The sequence below is a fragment of the Sphaerospermopsis kisseleviana CS-549 genome (genome assembly GCF_028329225.1).
In the GTDB taxonomy this organism is placed as follows: domain Bacteria; phylum Cyanobacteriota; class Cyanobacteriia; order Cyanobacteriales; family Nostocaceae; genus Sphaerospermopsis; species Sphaerospermopsis kisseleviana.
This window is the reverse complement of sequence record NZ_JAQMTI010000097.1, coordinates 1-22,087: the sequence shown is the minus strand read 5'-3', so window position 1 is coordinate 22,087 and position 22,087 is coordinate 1. Positions and strand designations below refer to the sequence as shown.

Sequence of the window (22,087 nt, the reverse complement as noted above, 5' to 3'; positions counted from 1 at the left end):
TCACCAGATGCAAAAAATCGTTAAATTTGATACAATTTATCAAAATTAGGAGAGCCAAGGAGCAAAATAAAGTGGTCTTAACGAAAGGCTTTGAAATTGAGATGTATACTGGCACACCTCAAGGTGAAATAGTTGGTCTCTCCGACCAAATTGTTGCGGATTTACAGGGATTTATGCGAGAGCCAGATAGCCGCAACGTAGAATACATCACTAAAGCTTCCACCAGTTACGAAAATCAATTGTGTGGTTTATTGCGCCCACGTCAGCAGTTACGGAAATATTTGCAGCGGTTAAACAATTACACATTGATACCAGGGAGTACCCTGTCCTTGGGAAGAAGCGATCGCTTTTACCGTTCTGACCTCACTAACCCTTATCATGACTACATTGAGCAAACCTACGGGACAAAAGTTGTCACCGCCAGCGTACATATTAATATTGGCATTCCCCATCCAGAAATATTAATGCGTGCCTGTCGGATTATCCGTATAGAAGCGCCACTTTTCCTTGCCCTAAGCGCCTCATCACCATTTTTAGATGGTAAAGCCACAGGTTATCATTCTACCCGTTGGGGACTCTTCCCCCAAACTCCCAGTCATGTACCTCTATTTGCCAGTCATGACCATCATATTCAATGGGTGGAAGCACAGTTAAAAGCTAGAACAATGCAAAATGTCCGACATTTGTGGACATCAGTTAGACCAAATGGCGATCGCCGTCCTTATGATTTAAATCGCTTAGAATTGCGAATTTGTGATTTAGTCACAGATCCTATTTTCTTATTAGCAATTACAGCCTTATTAGAAGCGCGGTTATTGCAAATCATTGACAACCCCAATATTGACCCCTTAACCCAAAGCAGTTTCTCACCTGAAGAACTAATTAATATAACCGCTAAAAATGAAATGGCAGCAGCCACATCCAGTCTTGATGCCCAATTGCAACATTGGCAAGATGGTAGTACCATACTCGCCAGAGATTGGATTAACCAGCTATATCAAGAAGTTTGGGGCATAGCCAAACAACAAGGCTTCGGTTGTTTCCTGTCTCCCTTACAGAAAATTCTCCGTGAAGGCAACGAAGCCCAACAATGGTTACAGTTACACAAACTTGGTGTCGATGCCCAGCAAGTCATTAAACAAGCCATCATTGCCACCCAAGAACGGGAACAAGAACTAGAAAGCAAATTATTTTGTTCCTCTGTCATGGCTTAGTGGGGACTGGTGACTGGGGACTGGGGACTGGGGACTGGGTACTGGGAAAAAATTTTAGACTTTAGATTGGATTTGACAAAAATAATCCAAAATCCAAAATCCAAAATCCAAAATTAATAACTCCTGCCTCCTTGACCTTATTTGTTTTAAAAATCTAATGTGTCCCTAGTGGTTAATGCCTATTAACAAAACCTATATATCGTCTATATGTGTTTTTAGGTATATTTTCTCTGATATACTTATAAACCCCAGTGCCTTCCTTGGTTTCTACTGGATTTTGACTTTTAACTTTTAACTTTTGACTTGTCTTATGCCCCAGGTAGTTTTAGTTAACCCGCAAATTCCTCCAAATACAGGCAATATTGCCCGTACTTGTGCCGCTACAGGGACAGAATTGCATTTGGTGGGTCCATTAGGGTTTGAAATTAGCGATCGCTACCTCAAAAGAGCAGGTTTAGATTACTGGCCTTACGTCAAACTGCACTATCACGAATCCCCAGAAGCATTCCAAATCATCCATCAACAGCGTGGAGGCAGATTGTTAGGGTTTAGCGTCCGTGGCAGTTTTAACTATATTAACTACCAGTATCAAACCGATGATTGGTTATTGTTTGGCAGTGAAACCACAGGTTTACCGCCAGATGTTCTCAATGTCTGTCACTCTACCCTCTACATACCCATGCACGAACCCGGCGTTCGCAGCTTGAATCTATCCGTAAGTGTGGCTATTGGCTTGTTTGAATGCCGACGACAGTTAGGGTATCTACAATAGTAAGCTAGGTTTTACTTATAAAGATTGAATCAGTTAGGAAAGAAGCAAATTCTCCACTTAACTGTTTAAGTATTATTACTAAAACAAGATTTAGATGTAGCAACATTTATATACTAAATCAACCTAGATAAAAAAAATTGCTGAGTCCAAAGATAGTCATATAAGAAATTTGTATAGAAACTTTGATTCCAAACCAAGAGACAATGATAGATTTTAGTGAATTGAAATTTTATCTCTGTCAGAGGTAAAATCATCAAAGCATTTACTGTCAAGCATCTTAGCTATTTGTATTATGAAATACAATCGACCATATCAGAAACTGCGGCGGATTTGTACGGTTGTTTTTTAGGAAATAAAAGCCGTAAAGTCTCCTGTTGATAAGACTGATTAGATAAAAAAACTTAGAAAATATCTACAGCAGGAACATCGTTTTTTTCAAAGTTGCAGCAGAGCAAATGCTAACAGCGATAGTGAACGGGATCAAAGCTATCAGATTTGTCCAGTCCCCGCTTTGAAAGCATGAGCATCAGGCATAGCTGTCAAGAGCGAAAAATCCTGGGTTTTGTGAGGAGTGAAAACAGACAATTCAACGCAAAAATCTTAAGGTTGACTAACAAGTGTGAACTTGTCTAAATCAGAGAAGCAGGTTAATCTTGCCTAAGTATCTCTGGTAAATGTGATCTTGATCTATCGTTTGATGTGATCTCAAATTATGGATTAATATCCAACAGAAAAATCAAGATCAGTTAAGCGAAGCGTGATCATAGGAGGTCGTCTTTGAAACGAGCATTGAAAAAGAGAGTAAAGGCTGTGTTAAACAATACTCCCAACAGCGATGGTGTCCTGATCGAGCCGTCAAATGAGACAATTCACAAAACAAACCGCCGGGCGGGAACCCAAGCCGCGATGATTGGCTTGGCAATCTCAATGGGCGCAACCAGCCTTTTGGTGACTCGACAAAGCGATCAAGCCCAAGCAGCCGCGCCTGTTGGCAGTCAAAAAGCAGCCTCAACAATTCCTGCTGCTTCTGACACTGAGATAAAATTTGCGGCCACAAAGCTGGAGTCCCAAGCCGTCCCTTCAGCGAGCGTGCCTGAAAATCCTGTCATTGTCGGGGAACCAACAGCAGTTTCGCAAATGCCTGGGCTTGAAGCTAAATGGCCAGTTGCAGCCAAGGAAATGGCTGTACAAATTCAAACATCAGAAGCTAACAAAAATGCTGTCTACTTGCAACCCCAAGTAGAGCAGGGATTGAATAACAACTCAGTTCAATCTCGGTTACAAACAGAAAAACCACTGTCCCAGACAGAATCGCAATTTTCTCAAAATCAGGGTGTTGCCGATTCTCTATCCCCAGTCGTAATAGTAGAATCAGCAAACCCAGTTAGCAATGATGTTAATGCACAACTAAAAGCGCAGCAAGAGTTCGCACTCAATCGCTTACAGGAAAAATCCAACCGTTTAAGAAATAGTCTTGCCCAGTTGCGGCCTGATGAGACAAATAAGTTCTCAGAAGCTGGTATTGAGGTAGCACAACCAACAACTGTAGCTGATAACAGCTTGCCAGTACAGTCGTCAGAGGTGATAGATGCTAACCAAGCCGACCTAATATCCAGGTTAAAACAGGATAAACAAACAAGTGCGCCAGTGCAGAAAGCATTGACACCTGCACCCGCACCCGCAGTTGTCGCGCAATTAGCAACGACAACCTACGAAGTTAAACCCGGAGACACATTAGCCGAGATTGCTGATAATTACGGGACTTCTGTTTCCGATATCATCAAAGCTAATAATCTCGATGATCCCAACCAGCTGCAAATCAGTCAAAAACTGATTATTCCCACAGCTAAAGCAGAGCGTACCAGTTACACTCAGCCAACTGTAGCAATCAGTCCTACTTTCATCCGGCCTAGCAGCAATCCCAAACTTGCTGTTTCTCCGCTGAGTAAACCTGATCCAGAAGCTAATCTACCTCTGATTCCACAGTCACCAGTGGAAAGCAACAATAACAGTGTTGCCATTCCCGTACCTGTAGTCAAACAGTCACCAGTGGAAAGCAACAATAACAGTGTTGCCATTCCCGTACCTGTAGTCAAACAGTCACCAGTCGCTAGGAACAACAGCAGTGTTGCTATTCCCGTACCTTTAGCTGGGAATCAACTGCCGCCAACCCCAGAAACTGAATTCACTGCTCCTAATTCCTTGACAGTGAGGGGTGATAATTCACAACTGGATATTGCGACAGAAACACAAACCGAGCAACAACTACCTCAAAAAACAGCAAAGCTCAAAGGTCCTGAGCGTATCCGCAGCTTGCAAGCCGAAATTGAAAGACTAAGGGAAAAATACCGCGCTCAAAAGTCTGGTGTAACTGTGGCTAACGTGGATGAAACTGAAAATACACCAGTCCCCGTTGTGGTGGAGAAAGCCAATAATCAAACAAATTTTCCAGTTAATGCTCAACTGAATGCGGTATCAATTTCTGTACCCAAGCCGATACAACCAGGCTATAGTCAACAACCGGTTAAGCCCTTGGTAAGTGCGGCTCGACCCAATAATGAGCCAATTAACCCCCAATTCCTATCAAGGCAAACAGCTTTACCTGGTAACTCCTCTGGTAGTTCTTCTAGCATTAGGTTAAACGTACCTACCGCTGGTGTCAACTCTAGTGACTCCTTGGGTAACTTGCGCGGAACCAGAGTATCCCCAGCTTTACCACCTTTGGCAGCAGTAGATTTATATCTGCCCAAATCTGTTGAAGAAACTACAGAGCCTTCCTCTTCCACCGCGCATATTTGGCCTGCCAAGGGTGTGCTTACCTCTGGCTATGGCTGGCGCTGGGGTAGAATGCACAGAGGTATTGATATTGCTAACGGCGTGGGTACACCAATTTACGCCTCGTCCGCAGGTAGGGTAGAAAGAGCAGGTTGGAATAACGGTGGTTATGGACTGTTAGTTGATATCCGCCATCCTGATGGCAGCTTGACCCGCTATGCTCACAACAGCCGGATTTTAGTGCAAGTAGGTCAAGAAGTGGAACAAGGACAAATCATTGCAGCGATGGGTAGCACTGGTTTTAGCACAGGATCCCACATCCATTTTGAAGTTCACCCCGCAGGTAAGGGCGCAGTTAACCCCATTGCTTTCTTGCCATCACGGACACAGGCACGCCTGTAAATACTTGGCTGCTGGTTAATTTAGTAATTGTCTTGTTTGTGGAGGGAGTTTGACTCCCTCTTTTATTTTGGAAATATAGCAGGAGGCAGGAGGCAGGAGGCAGGAGTAAAACCGTTTTGTAGTAAGAGGTTCATTATTATATTGATGTCCTAACTACTCTGTCTACGGCTATATGGAAGAAAAAATTTGGCAAAAATTTGTTTTGGTCATTGCCACAGCCAAAATAGTGTGCTATATTAATTAATGTTGATGAAACGTTTGGCTCAGTAGCTCAGTTGGTTAGAGCACGGGACTCATAAGCCTGGGGTCGTTGGTTCAAATCCGACCTGAGCCATTTTTAAAAGAATAAATATAGTCAAGCCAGAATTGGTTATTTGCTAAATTAAACCTGATTTTCAGGCTTTCTTTTAGCATTGATATAGTTTAACCAGTGCTAGTTAATAGTGTTTTGATTTAGTTTAATAACAGAAATAGATACGGGTTCAATTATTACAAATGTTGTGAGCGTATTAAGTTAGAAATAATTTACTTAGGCTATACTAAGTAATACAGATTTTCCAATGAGACATTTACCAAAATAATTACAATGGTTCAGAAAATCGCCTTATTTAATCATAAAGGTGGTGTTAGCAAAACTACCACTACCTTTAACTTAGGTTGGATGCTTGCAGCAAAAGGCAAGAGAGTAATACTTGTGGATACAGATCCTCAATGTAATCTGACAGGGATGGCTTTAAAAGAAGAAACAGAAGAAGATGAAGCGAGAATAGAAAATATCTACAATACACATTCTAATATTAAAACAGGTTTAGCACCTGCTTTTGAATCTCAACCAAGAGCTATTGAAGCAGTAGATTGTATACCCATACAAGGACAAGAAGGATTATTTTTATTACCAGGCCATGTGGGCTTTGGTGAATATGAAGTAACGTTAGGAATTGCCCAAGAACTTAGTGGTTCAATTCAAACACTAAAAAATTTACCAGGTGCAATTTATGATTTATTAGAAAAGACTGCGAGTAAATTTAACGCTGACTACATTTTAATTGATATGAGTCCCAGTTTAGGATCTATCAATCAAAATTTATTAATGATTAGCGATTTTTTCTTAGTTCCCACAACTGCCGATTTCTTTTCCGTCATGGCTATAGATTCTCTAGCTAGAATTTTACCAAAATGGTGTGCTTGGGCAAGAAAAGCCAGTGAAAATCCCATATTAAAGGAAGCTAATTATCCATTTCCTGAATTTAGATTGAAATTTTTAGGAACTATAGTTCAAAACTATAGAATTATTAGGGGTAAAGAAACCACAGCATTTCAAATATGGATAGAAAAAATTGAAAATACAGTTAATCATAAGTTAAAACCAATTCTAGAAATAAATAATTTGTTGTTGCCTAATCAGGTATATGCTGAACAGGGAATGAATGTTAATTTGACCATGACAAAAATATCTAATTTCAATAGTCTAATTGCCCTATCTCAAGAACATTCTACACCTATTTATGCTTTAACATCTGAACAGTTAAAACAGTATGGTAGAGTATTAGAAGCTAATCAAAGAAAGCAACAAGAATTTAAAACAACGTTTTTCAATTTAGCAGATAAAATTATTGCCTTATCATCGAGTTATGCAGTCAGCACTTGATCAATTTCGGATCAGTATTCAGCGTGTTCGGGATTTAATTTCTCATTAAATTCTATCGTGTATCGTAGAAATAAAATTGCTCATGAAGCAGATATAGATCCTACCTTTGGGTTAGAAAATCGCTGGACTATAGATGAATTGATGGTTGGTGATGCAGTAGATTTTATTGAACCAGTCGTTGAGAGTATTCATCAAATTTTATAATCTTAGATAAATCCAAATCCCCGAATTATCAAATAGATTAATAATTTATTGAGATGATTAAAAAAGAATCCGAGGATTTTCATCTACCCCCAACCATACCCCAATTTAGATATAATCAATAAATTCACAATAAAATCAAACTACGCAAAATGACAACCACCACAAAAATCAAACTCCCCGAACTCTTAGCACCTGCGGGTAACTGGGAATGTGCAACTGCAGCAGTCGAAAATGGTGCAGATGCAATTTATTTTGGTTTAGAGAAATTTAATGCCAGAATGAGAGCAGATAATTTCACCATTGCAGACTTACCCGAATTAATGGAATTTCTACACCTACGGGGAGTCAAAGGTTATATCACCTTAAACACCCTAATTTTCCCCTCAGAACTGACAGAAGCAGAGCAATACCTCAAAAACATCATTTCTGCTGGTGTTGATGCTGTTATTGTGCAAGATGTGGGTATTTGTCGTTTAATTCGTCATCTTTCCCCAGACTTTCCCATTCACGCATCAACCCAGATGACTATTACCAGTGCTGCGGGGGTAGAATTTGCTAAATCTTTAGGATGTCAATTGGTAGTTTTAGCGCGAGAATGTTCAATTAAAGAAATCAATAAAATTCAACAACAAATATCTGAAAAAAATATTATTTTACCCTTAGAAATATTCGTTCATGGTGCTTTGTGCGTCGCATATTCTGGACAATGTTTAACGAGCGAAGCATTAGGAGGACGTTCCGCAAATAGGGGTGAATGCGCTCAAGCTTGTAGAATGCCATATCATTTAATTGCAGATGGAAAATTTGTAGATTTAGGTAATAGAAAATATTTACTCAGTCCGCAAGATTTAGCAGGTTTAGAAGTTTTACCAGAATTAGTAAAAACTGGAGTGACTTCTTTAAAAATAGAAGGACGATTAAAAACAGCAGAATATGTTGCTAATGTGACTCAAGTTTATAGAAAAGGATTAGATAAAATAGCGGAAAGACCTAACCCCCTAACCCCCTTCCCTTGTAGGGAAGGGGGAACAAGAGGTCAAGACCAATATAATTTAGAAATGGCCTTTTCTCGCGGACTTTATACGGGTTGGTTTGAGGGAATAAATAATCAAGAATTGGTTCATGCAAACTTCGGTAAAAAACGCGGTGTTTATTTAGGAGAAGTTACTCGCATTAAAAATGAACAAATAACCGTTAAAATTTCCGCACCTGTTAAACCTGGTGATGGGGTAGTGTTTGATAGTGGACACCCAGAAGCGAAAGAAGAAGGGGGAAGAATATATGAACTTATTCCCAAAGGTAAAGAAGTAATTTTAACTTTTGGGAGAAATAATTTAAACATACATAAAATAAATATCGGTGATAAAGTTTGGAAAACCAGTGACCCAGAATTAGATAAACAAATTCGTCAAAGTTATGAAGGTGAATATCCCAACTTTACCCAACCTATTAATATAGATGTCTATGGGGAAGTGGGAGATAAATTAATAGCTATTGCTGATGATGAACTTGGTAATATTGTCAAGATTAAATCAGAGATATTATTACAGGAAGCACATACTAAACCTTTAACATCAGAAAAATTAAAGGAACAATTTGGACGTTTAGGAAATACACCTTTTCATTTAGCAAGTTTGCAAAATCAGATTATTGGTAATGCAATGTTACCCGTGAGTGAGTTAAATAAAATGCGTCGGGAAATAGTAGAAAAATTAGAGGAGTTAAGAAGTAAACCTAAACTTTGGCAATTAAATCATAGTGCAAAATTGACGGATTTAATTAATCAAAATTTAAGTATAATTTCCAGAGGAATGAACCACAAAGAACGCGAAGGACACGAAGGAAAGAGGGTTGAAGAGAGTTATGGGTTTTGTGATGAAGATTGTAAAAATAATTTGATTGTTTTAGTCAGAAATATTCAACAACTCAAAGCAGCATTAACAGCAGATATTAAAACAATATACTGTGAATTTGAAGATCCGCGCAATTATAGAGAAGCGGTCAAAATCTTTAAAGAATACCCAGTCACCAATCACCAGTCCCCAGTCCCCAGTATTTTTGTAGCACCTCCCCGCATTACTAAACCGGGAGAAAATTGGATTTTAAAACAGGTTAAAGATTCCCAAGCAGATGGTTATTTGATTAGAAATTACGACCATTTAGAATATTTTGCAGGGGAAAGATGTATTGGGGATTTTTCCTTAAATGTTGCTAATCCTCTCACCGCAGATTATTTTATTAAGCGGTTTAATTTAGAAAGGTTAACTGCATCCTACGATTTAAATATTAACCAACTCGTAGATTTAATTACCAGTTATGCACCGCAATTTTTGGAGGTGACAATACATCAACATATTCCTATGTTCCACATGGAACATTGCGTTTTTTGTGCTTTTCTTTCTGAAGGAACAGACTACACTAACTGTGGTAGACCATGCGAAAAACACGAGGTCAAAATTAGAGACAGGGTAGGTAGTGAACACATTCTTACAGCAGACGCAGGATGTAGAAATACAGTATACAATGGTGCTGCTCAAACTGGGGCAGAATATGTACAAAAATTAATAGGTTTGGGTTTGCAACATTTGAGAATTGAATTTCTCAACGAAACACCAGCACAAGTACAGGAAACCATACATTATTATCAACAACTTATCCAAGGAGAAATCACAGGTTCAGAACTGTGGAAAACATTAAAGTTACAAAATCAACTTTTACAAAATCAATTAGGTGTGACTCGTGGTGCTTTAGGTTTGACCTAAAGCTGTTATACAGCTAAATTTTATCATCCTCACATTGTTACAGCAGTTTTCATGTCTTTAGACCACAGTCAGGGCGAAGCATTCGGATGATAGTCTTAGGTAAAAACCGATAATTAATTGTCCGAATGCTTCGCCCCTATATTGTTGACCCTAATTGTCGTGAGAGTTTTATTATCAATAGATGTCCTAACTACTTGTCTACAGCTATACATATTGTTTACATATTTTATGCAGTCTGACTCTACGAAAAATAAAAAAGATTGGATAGAGCAAGGTGTTGATTGTAAAGTTTTAAAACCTGGTAAAAATTGGGAGTCTGGAAAGTTTAGAGTCAAATTTACCCTAGAATTTTGTCCTGATGAACCAGAAATTAAAGAACCTGAATCACCCCTTGATGATTTACGACGTAAAATAAACGAAGCTACATCATAAATAAATTAGTCCACCGAAGTGGACTTTGTTTGTGTAGACGCGATTTCTAATCGCTGGGTTGAGATTTTTTTTAATTGTCTGAATCAGGATATCCAGGATTTGAGGATTTTCTGGATGTTATAAAAAGAGGTATAATTGTTTGTGGTGAATGTGGCTTTTTCTGTGTTCACCATAGATATTTTTGGTCTGAATCAGGATGTCCAGGATTTAAGGATTTTCTGGATGTTATAAAAAGATATAAATTATATACTGATATTGACATTATATTATGTTGAGAAAATTAATTTATGTTAAAAACAATAAATTTAAAAATATTATTTATTATAATTATTCCATGTTATAAAACATACAAAAAATTCCCAAATCTAAGCATCCAACCCCATCCTGTAAATCCTTTAATCCTGGACATCCTGATTCAGACCAAAAATGATTCAACTTAAAAATAAACTCACCCTCGAAGAATTTATCGCACTTCCTGAAAGTGATACTATATATGAATTGGTTAACGGTGAAGCTATACCTAAATATAAAAATGAACAAATGTCACCTAAATTTTTTCACGGTTCAACTACAGGATCGCTATTTATATTATTATCAAAATGGGCGCAAGAAAAAGGCCGTGTTGTAATTGAATGGAGTGTCAAATTAACCAAGAATCGACAAGATTGGATACCCGTACCAGATTTAACTTATGTTTCTTATGAGCGTCTTCCTATTGACTGGTTAAAAGATGAACCTTGTCCAGTGATACCAGAATTAGTAATTGAAATTATTTCTCCTGGTCAAACTTTTGGAGATATGATTGAAAAAGCTACCTATTATTTACAAGCTGGAATTTCTTTAGTTTGGGTAGTAGATACAGTTTCGCAAACTATCACAGTCTTTACTTCATCTTCTCTACCTGTCACTTATAGAAATCAGCAAATTATTAGTAATGAATTATTATCAGGTTTGCAAATTACACCTTATGATATCTTATGATATATTTAAAAAGGCAGGTTTAATTCGTTAAATCCTGTAAATTATCATTCAAACAACATCCACCTATGAACAACATCAAAACCCGCATTGAAACTTTTAACCACGGAAGAGATCCAGAATTATTAAAATTAAAATACAAAAAAATCTCTACTGATCCATTTTCTTTCTTTCGGGGAACTTGTCATTTATTCTATGAAGATTTACCTCAAGAATCATCTTTGAATAATGCACCTCTTACCTGGATATGTGGTGATTTACATTTAGAAAACTTCGGTAGTTATAAAGGTGATAACCGTTTAGTTTATTTTGATATTAATGATTTTGATGAATCAGTTATTGCACCTTGTACCTGGGATTTAGTGAGATTTATCACAAGTATTATTGTGGGTTCTCATGCAGTGGGAATAAATGACGAAGAAGCATTACATTTAAGTGAGATTTATTTAAAAACCTACACTGCAAATCTCGCTGATGGAAAAGCAAGAACTGTAGAAAAGGAAACTGCAAAAGGTTTAGTTAAAGACTTATTAGACAGTTTAGAACACAGAAAACGGGCTAAATTTTTAGATAAATACACCAAAGAAAAGAAAGGTAAACGACTTTTAGTAGTTGATGATAAACGAATTGCAAAAGCTACAGATGCAGAACAAAAGAAAGTTAAAAACTTAATTACACAATGGCATCATACCACAGAACAAAATCCTGATTTTTATGAAATTCTCGATGTCGAAAAACGCATTGCTGGTAATGGGAGTTTAGGATTAGAACGTTATATAGTTCTAGTAGAAGGTAATGGTTCACCGGATGAGAACTATTTGCTAGATTTTAAAGAAACTCAACCCAGTTCTTTACAACCTTATCTGACTGTTTCGCAACCAAAATGGGAAACTCCAGGTGCAAGAGTTGTTGCAATTCAAAATCGTTTTCAAGGTATTGCACCTGCATTATTAGAACATATCAATGATGGTGAAAAATCTTATGTTTTAAAAGAATTGCAACCAGAAAAAGATACAGTCCATTTACAAGCTTGGGATGGAAATTTAGGACATTTAGAAAAATTAATCCAAACAATGGCCGAAGTTACAGCTTGGGATCAATTACGAAGTAGTGGTAGACAGGGTTCTGCGATCGCTGATGAATTAATTGAATTTGCTCAAACTACATCATGGCATAATTATAATAACTCTATTATAGAATATGCCCGCAATTATGCCCAACAAGTAGAAAAAGATTTTCAAGAATTTAGTCAATCAATATGAACAAAACCCCACGTATTCCCATACCTCCAGAAGTGAGACAGTATGTTTATCAAAGGGATAAATATCAATGTCAAAGCTGCGGTAAAACTTCCCTAGAAACAAACCTCAGTATTGATCATATTATCCCTTTATCCCGTGGGGGAAAAACGATATTAGTAACCTGCAAACCCTTTGTTTAACTTGTAATCAAAACAAAACAAATAAAATTGATCATCGGTTTTACCGACATTTCTATCTTTAGTAGATCCCCCTAACTCCTCCTTAAAAAGCAATCCATTATAAACTTTTGTGAGAATGGGGAATGGGGAATGGGGAATAGGGAATAGGTAATAATGGGGAAACATAAAATTGATTACCCAATCACCAATCATTGCATTCTATCAATTGTTCGATATTGAATTGCTTCTGCTACGTGCTGAGGTTTTAAATTTTCATCTCCTGCTAAATCTGCAATGGTGCGTGATACCTTGAGAATGCGATCGCTCGCTCTTGCAGATAACCCTAATTTTCTAATTGCAGTTTCTAATAAATTACGACTAGCATCATCTAATTTACACCAAGTTTGTAAATGACGACTTTGCATTTGTGCATTACATTTAACATTAGTTTCTGATTGAAAACGATTTGTGGCAATATCCCTTGCTTTTTGCACTCTTTCCCGCACAGCTTTTGATGGTTCTCCTGTCGATCCTTGGGTAATTTCTTCTGGTTTTAACCGATTTACCGCTACTTGTAAATCAATTCTATCCATCAAAGGTCCTGATAATTTTGCCCAATATTGCTCTCTTTGTCTAGGTGAACAAGTACAAGGTTGAATTGTATCACCATAAAAACCACAAGGACAGGGATTTGTAGAAGCAACTAATGTAAATTGTGCCGGAAAAACTACAGATTGCCGAGTACGAGAAATCGTCACATAACCATCTTCTAAAGGTTGTCGTAAAAACTCTAAAACATCTCTTTTAAATTCTGTTAATTCATCTAAAAAAAGTATCCCCCGATGAGATAAAGAAATTTCACCAGGACGGGGAAAACTACCACCACCAACTAAAGACGGACCAGATGCAGAATGATGAGGACTGCGAAAAGGTCTTTCTCGTACTAATGAACCACGATTTTTTAATAAACCAGCTACAGAATGAATCCGAGTAACTTCTAAAGATTCCGAAAATTCCAAAGGTGGTAAAATTCCTGGTAAACGTCTTGCTAACATTGTTTTACCACTTCCCGGAGGTCCGACAAAAATTAAATTATGTCCTCCAGCAGCAGCAATTTCTAAAGCTCGACGTGCATGAGCTTGTCCTTTGACATCTTGTAAATCTGCTAAATTTAAAGATGTCGCTGCTAATGTCTTTGGGTTTTCATTTAATTTAACAGGTTTGAATTTCCCCGGATTATTTAGTAAATTAACTACATCAGAAATATTACTACATCCATAAACATTTAAACCTTCCACTACCGCAGCTTCTTGAGTATTTTCCATAGGAACAATTAAACCAGAAATTCCCATTTTTTCAGCAGTTGCAGCAATAGGTAAAACACCAGCCACCGGACGCAAACTACCATCTAAAGAAACTTCACCTAAAAATAAAAAATCCCCTAATAAATCCGGGCTAACTTGTTCAGAAGCTGCTAAAATTCCCACACTAATTGGTAAATCAAAAGCTGGTCCTTCTTTCCTTAAATCTGCGGGAGTGAGGTTAATTACAATCTTTCGCAGGGGAAAAGCAAAACCCGCATTTTTCAATGTTGCTTTTACCCGTTCTTTTGATTCTTGAATTGCGGAATCTGGTAAACCTAAAATGATAATTCCTGGTAAACCACCAGAAACATCCACTTCCACACCCACCTTCACCGCGTCGATACCAACAATAGATGCACTCCAGACTCTAGCCAGCATTGTTCATATATGAATAAACCCTAATTATATCAAAGCAGATTTTCAGGTAAATTAACAATGAGTGAAATCACCGAATACAAATGTTATTAAAAACTTTTCAAACACCCTTTAAGGAAGGATACACTTTAAATTACCTAAATTAACCATTTGTTCCTGAGACTGGGGAATAGTTAGCTCAAAATTACAAATACCGCCTTCATAGTCCACATTAGCTGCATATTTTCCCGGAGCAACACTGTCTAAATAAAAATCTCCTTCCTTACCAATAGGTGAGTTAATAATTTGATTATTCACAGTGATATTTAACTGACCATAGGACGGAATTACAGTTTTTCCTGATGTTTCTACCGACAAAGTACCAACAATACTCTGAATTAGTTGCACAGGAAAACGCACAACCGCCCCACCTCGAAAAGGTGGAGTAATTACTTTTTCATTAGCATCAATTTTGTAGTTTAAAGGAATATCCTCATCTTGGATTTTCAAATTATTCCCATTATAAGGGCGCAGATTAGTAACTATTAAATTACCGCGAGAATCAGTGCGTCCAACTTCCTGATTATTACTGTAACCACGCACACCCCTTACCCCTGGAACTTTTATCAGTGCAAAGCTTTGGGTAACGGGAGGAGCAAGAAAAACACTATTTCCTATGCCGATAATACTACCAGAAACATTAACAGAACCACTATTTTTACCATTATTGCGGTTGAGGTTTAACTCATAAACGCCAAAGGGAGCGCGATACTGAATACTACCATTGCCGGGAATTTTTTCCCCGTTGGGGTTAACCTGAAGACGGTAGCCCAAGCCATTACCAGCCGGTGGAGATTTCTGTACGGATACAGTTGAGTTAATTGCAGTTTTACCATTGGTATTTTGCCGATTAATACTAGCTCTAGCATTACCTAAAGTATAATTGAACCCGATAAATAGTTCATTTGTAGTTGGTTGTGTAGGTTGGTTAGACCGGCTGAGATTGATAGATAAATCTGCACTGGAATTAAGACGCAAACTACTGGTGAGAGCCAGGCGGTTACTGTGTCCTTTATCACGGAAGTCAGAGGACGCATACTGCAAACCTAAGCTTAAATTACGGGTAGGAGATATAGAAATAAAAGCATTATTTTCTAACTTGGCTCTGTCATCTAATGCTGTCAAACTTAAATTAGCATATCGGTCACTCAACAGCCGCACCGAACCACCAAAACCGATATTACGACTAGAATAGCTATAAGTGAGGGCAGCCGCAGCCCCCGGTATTCCTGATTCACTACTGATGGCTAGGGATAGTCCTAAAGCCCCAAAGGGTAGGCTAGTGGTTAGACTAGAACCACCACTAATTAAATTACTAGCAACCTCCAAGCGCCCGCCCAGGGTCAGGGAGTTGGTGATACCCTGACGATAGCGACCGAGAAAAGCCGGAGAACCATAATTAAAATTATCAGAGTCTAGTTTAAATCGCCGTAAACCTAAATTAAAACTGTAGTCAGATAAACCGGGTTTTAGTAACCCTGTAGCAAAATAAAAAGGTGAAGTAATTACCTGTTCTCGACCCAAAGCATCACGAATTACAACTTTTGTAGAACCACTACCGGAGGGTAGGAGTAAATTATCAAATTGAAAGCGACCGGGGGGTACTTCTGTTTGATTTACTCTTTGTCCATTAACAAAAACCTCTACTTTGGAAGGTGTTAAGGCTACACCAGATAAACTAAAAGTTGGTTGTTGAATGACATTAGGATTTAGTCCAAAATCCCGTGAATTACTCACACCAGCCATAAACATTCCTCCCCCTAAATCGCCGGCACTGACAAAGGAATCACCAATTACCCATTTAGTCATTTTTTGGGGATTGTCTAAGGTGAAATTTGTTAAACCTCGCAGCCAAGAACCGTCAGTTTTGCGGGAAAAACTGCTATAAAGTAAACTTTTATTAATGCTTAATCCTGATTCTCCAAAAAATGTATAATTATTGTTGAAATTGAATTTTTCAACGTCAACAGGTAAATTAAAAGCATAATTAAAGAAAATACTAGTGTTTTGACTATAAGTAATATTTTGGGGTGACTGGCGACCTAAATTAAATGAGTTACTCTTTAATAATTCTGGTTGGGCTGTTATACTTAAAGTTAAGGCTTTTTCATCAAAAATATAGCTTAACTGGGGAGCTAAGGAAGTCAGAGAAACATAAATTTCATTATTAATAGTTTCTCGACTACCAGCGAAACTTTCTAACCCGGCTTTTTCTAAATCAGAACGAGTAACAAGAATATCCTTGGGGCGTAAAATCACAAAAATTGCTTCTTTAGCCACCTGATTAACGGTAAGTTCCAAAATAGCATTTTGTTCTTGTGCAGCAACCTCAGAACAGACTGCAAAACTCCAAGCAGAAACCAACAGCAACCACCAGCCATTATTTACAGACATCAAACCAGACATCAAACCAGACATCAAACCAGACATAAAACCATGAAATTGCGCCCTTCCTTATTAACTGTTTTGCTGCTTATAGCCAGTTCCACTGCTCCCGCAATGGCAGGTAGTGCAAATGCTAATTTGAATGTTTCTGCTTCCGTAGTTCCTAGTATCACGATTACCCCACCTGTTGATCCTGTGCCAATACCAGTTGAGAACATAACTAATCCGTCTACTCCGGCAACAGCAACATTACCAATCGCTATCACTTTACCGAGTGGTATTACTGGGAAAATTACCCTGGGACAAGGACAAAATGCCTCTACTGGCTCCACAGACACTAACCCCGTGCGCCGCATGACTGATGGTGCGGAAAATTATCTATTGTATGAATTATATCAAGATGCAAATAGGACAATAATTTGGGGGAACACCGATAACACTGCTTTGTCATTGACTGGTACGGGTTCAGCCAGTAATGTCAATCTTTATATTAAGATTCCGGCGGGGCAAAATGTGCCGGCGGGAAATTACCAGGACACGATACAACTGAGAGCGACTTTGTAAGCATTTTGAAATTAACCCCACCCTAACCCCTTACAAGGGTAGGTATTTTACATTGTCATGAGGGCAAGACAAGGTGGACAAGGTGGACAAGGTGACAAGGGAGGAAAACAGTACAAAGTCTGTATTCTTAGTCACAAAAATAGTCCGTCAAAAAACCATTGTCCGTATAAAATCTTCCTTGTCCATCCCTTCGACTACGCTCAGGACAAGCCTTCCTTGTCTTCGGTGGTCTTGCCTTCACAAATCATATTAAAAACCTACCCCTGTGAGGGGGACTAAGGGGGGTAAGCAGCAGCACAAGCGCCCTGGGGAGTATCTAGGGTCTCTTTAAAGGTGGTTTTTGCGGTTTTTACTTCCACTACCAGTTTCTTGACCCCATTACATTTTTCCTTGGGTGGTAATCCTACACTGTAGGATTTAGTATTACCCGCTAAAATATACCAACTATTAACAGCAGTTTCAATGATTTTTTCCCCTGTGGCACTTAGTCCTTGCACTGTTATTTGCTGTGGACGAAGATTGACATTACCAGTATTACTAATCTCAAAAGATAAATTACCTTTTTTGATTGCTAGTTGTCCCATTTTTCCTGACTGGTTGATTTGGCTCGGTTGTAGAAAAATAGGAATACTTAAATTAGTTAAGACTTGGATGGCATTCTGGGTGGGTTGACTGGTTTTTGTCGGTAGTTCTTCCACAATCAATCGGTAAGTTTTTTCGACAGTATTAATGGGAACTTTAGAACCGAGTCTAATTTGCCGTTCTCCCTGGGATTCTACGGAAAGTAGAGATGGAAACAGAATAATATCTTCAGTAGGAGTGAGTTTGTCTTCTCCTTGGGCATTTTGTTCCCATTTGAATACTTTGAATTGAAAGCTGGCAGCACTGGTATCCTGATTACGTAATTTCAGCAGAGCAGTGGAAACTCTGGGAGAAAGAACAACATTAATGGGACTAACGCTATAATTACTTGCGTTGGCTTGGGATGTTTTAAAACATAAGCCCAGAAATAGGCTGGGAAACAGCAGTAATTTTAAGCGGGAACTGAGGGTAAACACGAGAATTAACCTTATTTGCAGGGTGCGTTAGGACAGAAACGTAACGCACCAAAATTTTGCGTCGTGGGTTACGGATATCGCTTGTGTAATTTTTACCAGATGTCTTTTGGATGATCAGGGCTTAGTAAGTAACAGTAGCTGTTACAGTTGCCCGACTTCTTCAAGAATTCGGGCATCTAAGTATTAAATTCTCTTAACAATTGATTTGAGCTACTACAGCATCAGAGTATGAACCGGCAAAAGCAGTTTGTCCAGATGGGATTCTACCGTAAATAGTAGTAGTATCTTGTGGATTACCATTCGACTGTAGCTACTACAGTATCAGAGTAAGTAGTGTCATCAGCAGTTTGTCCAGCTGGGATTCTACCGTAAATAGTAGTAACTTGTGCACTACCAGTTCCCATAACGCTCAGACCAGTATCAACAGTATTTCCCCAATTTGTAGTGCGTCCTGAATTCTGGTAAATGTTATAATTGATATATCCATTACCAGCATCCTTAAGCCTACGCTCTGGGGAGACATTAGTAGACCCAGTTGCAGCATTTGCGCCTTGTCCTAACCTAATATACGTTCCCCCACCATTACTGCAAGTTGTAGTTACAGTTGCTGTTGCATCTAAGTGAGTGGTGGCATGAGTAACGATTGGATCATAATCGCCAAATGCAAGTGGAGTCGTAGAAATACTGCAGCTATGAATAACAGTAGTTGAGACAGTTATATTACTTGTTGCTGTACCTGCCATTGCTGGAGCGGCAGAACCGGCAGTGATTAAGATGGCGGAAGCTAAAGCAAAACGACGAATCATGGTTTAAGTTTCCTGGTTACAAAAAAATATTAGGTTGAGAAAATATGTCTTTTGGTGGATGATTTTTTCTCAGTGTATGTTAGCATTCACCCCCCCCCCGCATACATCAATATAAATACTGATTTTATTGGGAATTGAGAAAATTTATTATACAAGCTATGGATATCCATGAAGATGCTGAAAATACTTTATTTAGCTGCATTGATTACAAATAAACATTTACACATATTCCGAAATAAGTAAATAAAGTTACTTAACACATAAATACCTCTCAATGCCTCTTTTTTCAACGGGGCTTTCAGGCTCTATCCCTTATGAAACAAGCTGTTTAACCGCCTTACCCGTTAAGCCTCTTTTACTCTCCCTGCAACTGCGGTTAGATGATGTGATGCCCTGGTGTTGATAGTTGGGACAATTCATTTTCTATCAAGTATAATTAAATCATCCATAACGGTGAAGTTAAGGTATATAAATCATGGTTCAAGTTTTACAAAAACCAGTAACCTTTGCAGAATTTGCAGATTGGAAACCAGATGGAGAACGCTATGAACTGCATAATGGAGTAATTGTGGAAATGTCACAACCAACAGGACTACATGAAGATATCATAGGTTTTACAGCTAGAAAAATAACTGTAGAATTTGATAGATTAAATCTTCCTTATTCCATTCCTAAACAAGCATTAGTCAAACCACCTGAAAGCGAATCAGGTTATTTACCAGATATTCTATTATTAAACCGGACTAATTTAGTCAATGAACCTCTTTGGCAAAAACAATCAACTGTAACTCAAGCTGCTTCTATTCCCTTAATTATTGAGGTTGTCAGCACTAATTGGCGTGATGACTACTTAACTAAATTACGAGATTATGAAGAAATTGGCATTCCTGAATATTGGATTATTGATTATTTAGCTTTAGGAGGTATTCGTTATATAGGTAGTCCTAAACAACCTACTATATCTATTCATTTATTGATTGATGGTGAGTATCAAGTAAGGCAGTTTAGAAATGATGAAAAGATAATATCACCAACTTTTCCAGATTTGAATTTGACTGCTAAACAGATTTTTCAAGCTGGTAATATTTGAGCAATATTGATCTTTATTGTTCTTTACGCATTACTTGATTCTCAATTCACTTTTTGAGTAATTTATGATTACAAGTTTTCCATGATCAGTCTTAATTCCTCTAAACTTTCAACTGTGAGAATTGAACGTTGAATTATTTTTAATGTTTCAAAATCCGATATTTCTGATATTTTCGGCATAAACTTTAATCCTTCATTGCCAAATTTCACTTCTAAAGATAACTCAATACTTGAGATTCTTTCTTCTCTTTTCCCTTTTTGTTCTCCTTTTTCTTCACCTTGTTTTTCCCCTTGTTTCAATATTTCCTGATACCAAGGTGATTCACGTAAAACAGCCATATCCCACCTCATGATTTCTTGAACTAAGGCACTATCTAATACAAAAGTAGCAAAAAAAGCCAGAACTGTTTCTAATTGGTTTAACTGTTCATCGGCTTTTAATAAACGCAATGCTTCCCGAATTATAGTTTCATCTTCACCACCTTTGAGAATTGGTACAAAAGGCAGTAGAGAAGGTAAAGGTTGTTCTAAGGCAATTTTAACATCTACTTCCCAAAGATTAATTACTCGGTAATCTTGACGCACCTCCAAACCAGCAATATTTGACTGATATCGAGTTGGTATTTCTTCATTACCTGTTTTCAGAATGTTAATGAGTACAGGATAGGTGGGTAATTGATATTTTTCCTCAGCTAGTCCTGCATAAGCTCGCATTCTTCGAGGCATTTCTGGTTTATACCGCAATTGCAGTTCATTAAGAACCAGAAATTTTCTGTATTCTTGACTCTCAGCGCGGATAAGTACATCACTTTCTCTACTAATCCACTGAAATTCAGAATTGAGTATTTCTTTAGCAACTACATCCGGGATTTGTGTTACCCATTTTACCTAGTTGTTGGGTGCGAGACTAATTAAACGTTTGGTACTGACATCCGCAGGTTTGGTAATAAAGCTATAGATGCACTGATTACACAACAGCTTAACTTTTTCTCTGCAAAAAAGCGATACCCACGGTAAGCGATCGCCACCTCACCCAACTATCCCCTAAAATCTCTAACAGATATACTAGGTAAAACCGCATGAGTGAAACCAAAGATACCATTTTCGGTAAAATCATCCGTCGGGAAATCCCCGCAAACATCGTTTATGAGGATGATTTGGCTTTAGCCTTTACAGATGTTAACCCCCAAGCACCAGTTCACATCCTTGTCATTCCCAAAAAACCCATAGTTAACATAGCTACCGCCCAACCTGAAGATCAAGCATTATTAGGACATCTATTATTAACAGTCCAAAAAGTCGCCGCCCAAGCAGGACTAGAAAACGGTTATCGCGTAGTCATGAACACTGGTAACGATGGCGGTCAAACCGTCTATCACCTACACATACACATCTTAGGCGGTCGTCCTATGGCATGGCCTCCTGGTTGATCTTCACCTATCAATCATCTACCAATCCTATGGGATAGGCATCTTGCCCGTCCCATGATCATTTCTGTCAACGCCACTACATTAGAAAAATCTATAAAAGTTATAAACAAAACTAATTTTAATTCTCTTTACAAAACTAAATACACAGTTTATGATTTGTGCAGAGGTGAGAAAAACAACTCGCCGATATTATAAACAGAGCAATCATAAAAACATGACCGCAACCATTCAACAGCGCCAAAGCGCCAACGTATGGGATCGTTTCTGTGAATTTATCACAAGCACCAACAACCGCCTTTACATCGGCTGGTTCGGTGTATTAATGATCCCCACCCTGTTAGCAGCAACCACTTGCTTCATCATCGCATTT

At 38.2% G+C, this 22,087-nt stretch carries 19 protein-coding genes, 1 tRNA gene and 2 pseudogenes; 16 read left to right on the top strand and 6 right to left on the bottom strand.

Annotation, left to right across the window (positions count from 1 at the left end; genetic code table 11):
- Positions 1–71: 71 nt before the first annotated feature.
- From gshA to PN497_RS25905, 12 genes are all read left to right on the top strand, one after another.
- On the top strand, positions 72–1,214 hold the full coding sequence (gene gshA / locus PN497_RS07875; protein ID WP_096572648.1) for a glutamate--cysteine ligase: 1,143 nt from the start codon (positions 72–74) through the stop codon (positions 1,212–1,214).
- Positions 1,215–1,524: 310 nt separating this feature from the next.
- Positions 1,525–1,986, top strand: a complete 462-nt coding sequence (locus PN497_RS07870; protein WP_096567441.1) for a tRNA (cytidine(34)-2'-O)-methyltransferase — start codon at positions 1,525–1,527, stop codon at positions 1,984–1,986.
- Between the two features lie 777 nt (positions 1,987–2,763).
- Positions 2,764–5,163 (top strand): peptidoglycan DD-metalloendopeptidase family protein, encoded by a 2,400-nt coding sequence (locus PN497_RS07865; RefSeq protein WP_096567439.1) that lies wholly within the window; start codon positions 2,764–2,766, stop codon positions 5,161–5,163.
- Positions 5,164–5,423: 260 nt separating this feature from the next.
- Positions 5,424–5,497: transfer RNA gene (locus PN497_RS07860), tRNA-Met, on the top strand.
- A 252-nt stretch (positions 5,498–5,749) separates the two neighbouring features.
- Positions 5,750–6,811 (top strand): ParA family protein, encoded by a 1,062-nt coding sequence (locus tag PN497_RS07855; protein WP_096567437.1) that lies wholly within the window; start codon positions 5,750–5,752, stop codon positions 6,809–6,811.
- A gap of 3 nt (positions 6,812–6,814) precedes the next feature.
- Entirely contained in the window at positions 6,815–7,015 is a 201-nt protein-coding gene (locus PN497_RS07850; RefSeq protein WP_272109889.1) for a HEPN domain-containing protein, read from the top strand.
- Positions 7,016–7,164: 149 nt separating this feature from the next.
- Complete coding sequence (locus PN497_RS07845) at positions 7,165–9,777, top strand: U32 family peptidase (RefSeq protein WP_096567435.1); 2,613 nt, start codon at positions 7,165–7,167, stop codon at positions 9,775–9,777.
- A gap of 228 nt (positions 9,778–10,005) precedes the next feature.
- Positions 10,006–10,209: a KGK domain-containing protein gene (locus tag PN497_RS07840; protein WP_096567433.1), complete on the top strand. Its 204-nt coding sequence runs from the start codon at positions 10,006–10,008 to the stop codon at positions 10,207–10,209.
- 426 nt (positions 10,210–10,635) lie between these two features.
- On the top strand, positions 10,636–11,190 hold the full coding sequence (locus PN497_RS07835; RefSeq protein ID WP_096567431.1) for a Uma2 family endonuclease: 555 nt from the start codon (positions 10,636–10,638) through the stop codon (positions 11,188–11,190).
- A gap of 65 nt (positions 11,191–11,255) precedes the next feature.
- A complete protein-coding gene (locus PN497_RS07830) occupies positions 11,256–12,449 on the top strand; it encodes a DUF2252 domain-containing protein (RefSeq protein WP_096567429.1) in 1,194 nt (397 codons plus the stop codon).
- Positions 12,446–12,628, top strand: a complete 183-nt coding sequence (locus PN497_RS07825) for an HNH endonuclease (protein WP_409349323.1) — start codon at positions 12,446–12,448, stop codon at positions 12,626–12,628. The genes PN497_RS07830 and PN497_RS07825 overlap by 4 nt, the downstream gene beginning before the upstream one ends.
- On the top strand, positions 12,580–12,690 hold the full coding sequence (locus tag PN497_RS25905) for an HNH endonuclease (protein WP_409349325.1): 111 nt from the start codon (positions 12,580–12,582) through the stop codon (positions 12,688–12,690). Before PN497_RS07825 ends, PN497_RS25905 begins: the two co-directional genes overlap by 49 nt.
- Positions 12,691–12,816: 126 nt before the next feature.
- Here PN497_RS25905 and PN497_RS07820 read toward each other — a convergent pair whose 3' ends face one another.
- Positions 12,817–14,349, bottom strand: coding sequence for a YifB family Mg chelatase-like AAA ATPase (locus tag PN497_RS07820; protein ID WP_096567427.1), 1,533 nt, complete (start codon positions 14,347–14,349; stop codon positions 12,817–12,819).
- Between the two features lie 108 nt (positions 14,350–14,457).
- Positions 14,458–16,815 (bottom strand): fimbria/pilus outer membrane usher protein, encoded by a 2,358-nt coding sequence (locus PN497_RS07815; RefSeq protein ID WP_272109880.1) that lies wholly within the window; start codon positions 16,813–16,815, stop codon positions 14,458–14,460.
- Positions 16,816–16,821: 6 nt separating this feature from the next.
- Here PN497_RS07815 and PN497_RS07810 point away from each other — a divergent pair, with 6 nt between their 5' ends.
- Positions 16,822–17,334: a Csu type fimbrial protein gene (locus PN497_RS07810; protein ID WP_096567425.1), complete on the top strand. Its 513-nt coding sequence runs from the start codon at positions 16,822–16,824 to the stop codon at positions 17,332–17,334.
- A 275-nt stretch (positions 17,335–17,609) separates the two neighbouring features.
- Here the strand turns inward: PN497_RS07810 and PN497_RS07805 are convergent, their stop codons facing one another.
- From PN497_RS07805 to PN497_RS07800, 3 genes are all read right to left on the bottom strand, one after another.
- Positions 17,610–18,392: a fimbrial biogenesis chaperone gene (locus PN497_RS07805; protein WP_272109878.1), complete on the bottom strand. Its 783-nt coding sequence runs from the start codon at positions 18,390–18,392 to the stop codon at positions 17,610–17,612.
- Between the two features lie 193 nt (positions 18,393–18,585).
- Positions 18,586–18,654 carry a hypothetical protein gene (locus PN497_RS25900; protein WP_409349324.1) on the bottom strand — a complete coding sequence of 23 codons (69 nt, stop codon included), beginning with the start codon at positions 18,652–18,654 and terminating at the stop codon, positions 18,586–18,588.
- 31 nt (positions 18,655–18,685) lie between these two features.
- The gene (locus PN497_RS07800) at positions 18,686–19,198 is read right to left on the bottom strand and encodes a Csu type fimbrial protein (protein WP_096567421.1); all 513 of its coding nucleotides are present in this window, start codon (positions 19,196–19,198) and stop codon (positions 18,686–18,688) included.
- A 475-nt stretch (positions 19,199–19,673) separates the two neighbouring features.
- On the opposite strand from PN497_RS07800, the gene PN497_RS07795 reads away from it, so the two are divergent.
- Positions 19,674–20,288: a Uma2 family endonuclease gene (locus PN497_RS07795; RefSeq protein ID WP_096567419.1), complete on the top strand. Its 615-nt coding sequence runs from the start codon at positions 19,674–19,676 to the stop codon at positions 20,286–20,288.
- Between the two features lie 68 nt (positions 20,289–20,356).
- On the opposite strand, the pseudogene PN497_RS07790 reads toward PN497_RS07795, so the two are convergent.
- A pseudogene (locus PN497_RS07790) lies at positions 20,357–21,235 on the bottom strand (Rpn family recombination-promoting nuclease/putative transposase).
- Between the two features lie 131 nt (positions 21,236–21,366).
- On the opposite strand from PN497_RS07790, the gene PN497_RS07785 reads away from it, so the two are divergent.
- Together PN497_RS07785 and PN497_RS07780 are read left to right on the top strand one after the other, a co-directional pair.
- Positions 21,367–21,717 (top strand): histidine triad nucleotide-binding protein, encoded by a 351-nt coding sequence (locus tag PN497_RS07785; RefSeq protein ID WP_096567417.1) that lies wholly within the window; start codon positions 21,367–21,369, stop codon positions 21,715–21,717.
- A 214-nt stretch (positions 21,718–21,931) separates the two neighbouring features.
- A pseudogene (locus PN497_RS07780) lies at positions 21,932–22,087 on the top strand (photosystem II q(b) protein); the annotation flags it as partial.

Bases quoted from the DNA above. Each gene is read 5' to 3' on its own strand.
- PN497_RS07870 (WP_096567441.1), top strand. From the start codon at position 1,525: ATGCCCCAGGTAGTTTTAGTTAACCCGCAAATTCCTCCAAATACAGGC.
- PN497_RS07855 (WP_096567437.1), top strand. From the start codon at position 5,750: ATGGTTCAGAAAATCGCCTTATTTAATCATAAAGGTGGTGTTAGCAAA.
- PN497_RS07845 (WP_096567435.1), top strand. From the start codon at position 7,165: ATGACAACCACCACAAAAATCAAACTCCCCGAACTCTTAGCACCTGCG.
- PN497_RS07840 (WP_096567433.1), top strand. From the start codon at position 10,006: ATGCAGTCTGACTCTACGAAAAATAAAAAAGATTGGATAGAGCAAGGT.
- PN497_RS07835 (WP_096567431.1), top strand. From the start codon at position 10,636: ATGATTCAACTTAAAAATAAACTCACCCTCGAAGAATTTATCGCACTT.
- PN497_RS07830 (WP_096567429.1), top strand. From the start codon at position 11,256: ATGAACAACATCAAAACCCGCATTGAAACTTTTAACCACGGAAGAGAT.
- PN497_RS07825 (WP_409349323.1), top strand. From the start codon at position 12,446: ATGAACAAAACCCCACGTATTCCCATACCTCCAGAAGTGAGACAGTAT.
- PN497_RS07820 (WP_096567427.1), bottom strand. From the start codon at position 14,349: ATGCTGGCTAGAGTCTGGAGTGCATCTATTGTTGGTATCGACGCGGTG.
- PN497_RS07815 (WP_272109880.1), bottom strand. From the start codon at position 16,815: ATGTCTGGTTTGATGTCTGGTTTGATGTCTGGTTTGATGTCTGTAAAT.
- PN497_RS07810 (WP_096567425.1), top strand. From the start codon at position 16,822: ATGAAATTGCGCCCTTCCTTATTAACTGTTTTGCTGCTTATAGCCAGT.
- PN497_RS07800 (WP_096567421.1), bottom strand. From the start codon at position 19,198: ATGATTCGTCGTTTTGCTTTAGCTTCCGCCATCTTAATCACTGCCGGT.
- PN497_RS07795 (WP_096567419.1), top strand. From the start codon at position 19,674: ATGGTTCAAGTTTTACAAAAACCAGTAACCTTTGCAGAATTTGCAGAT.
- PN497_RS07785 (WP_096567417.1), top strand. From the start codon at position 21,367: ATGAGTGAAACCAAAGATACCATTTTCGGTAAAATCATCCGTCGGGAA.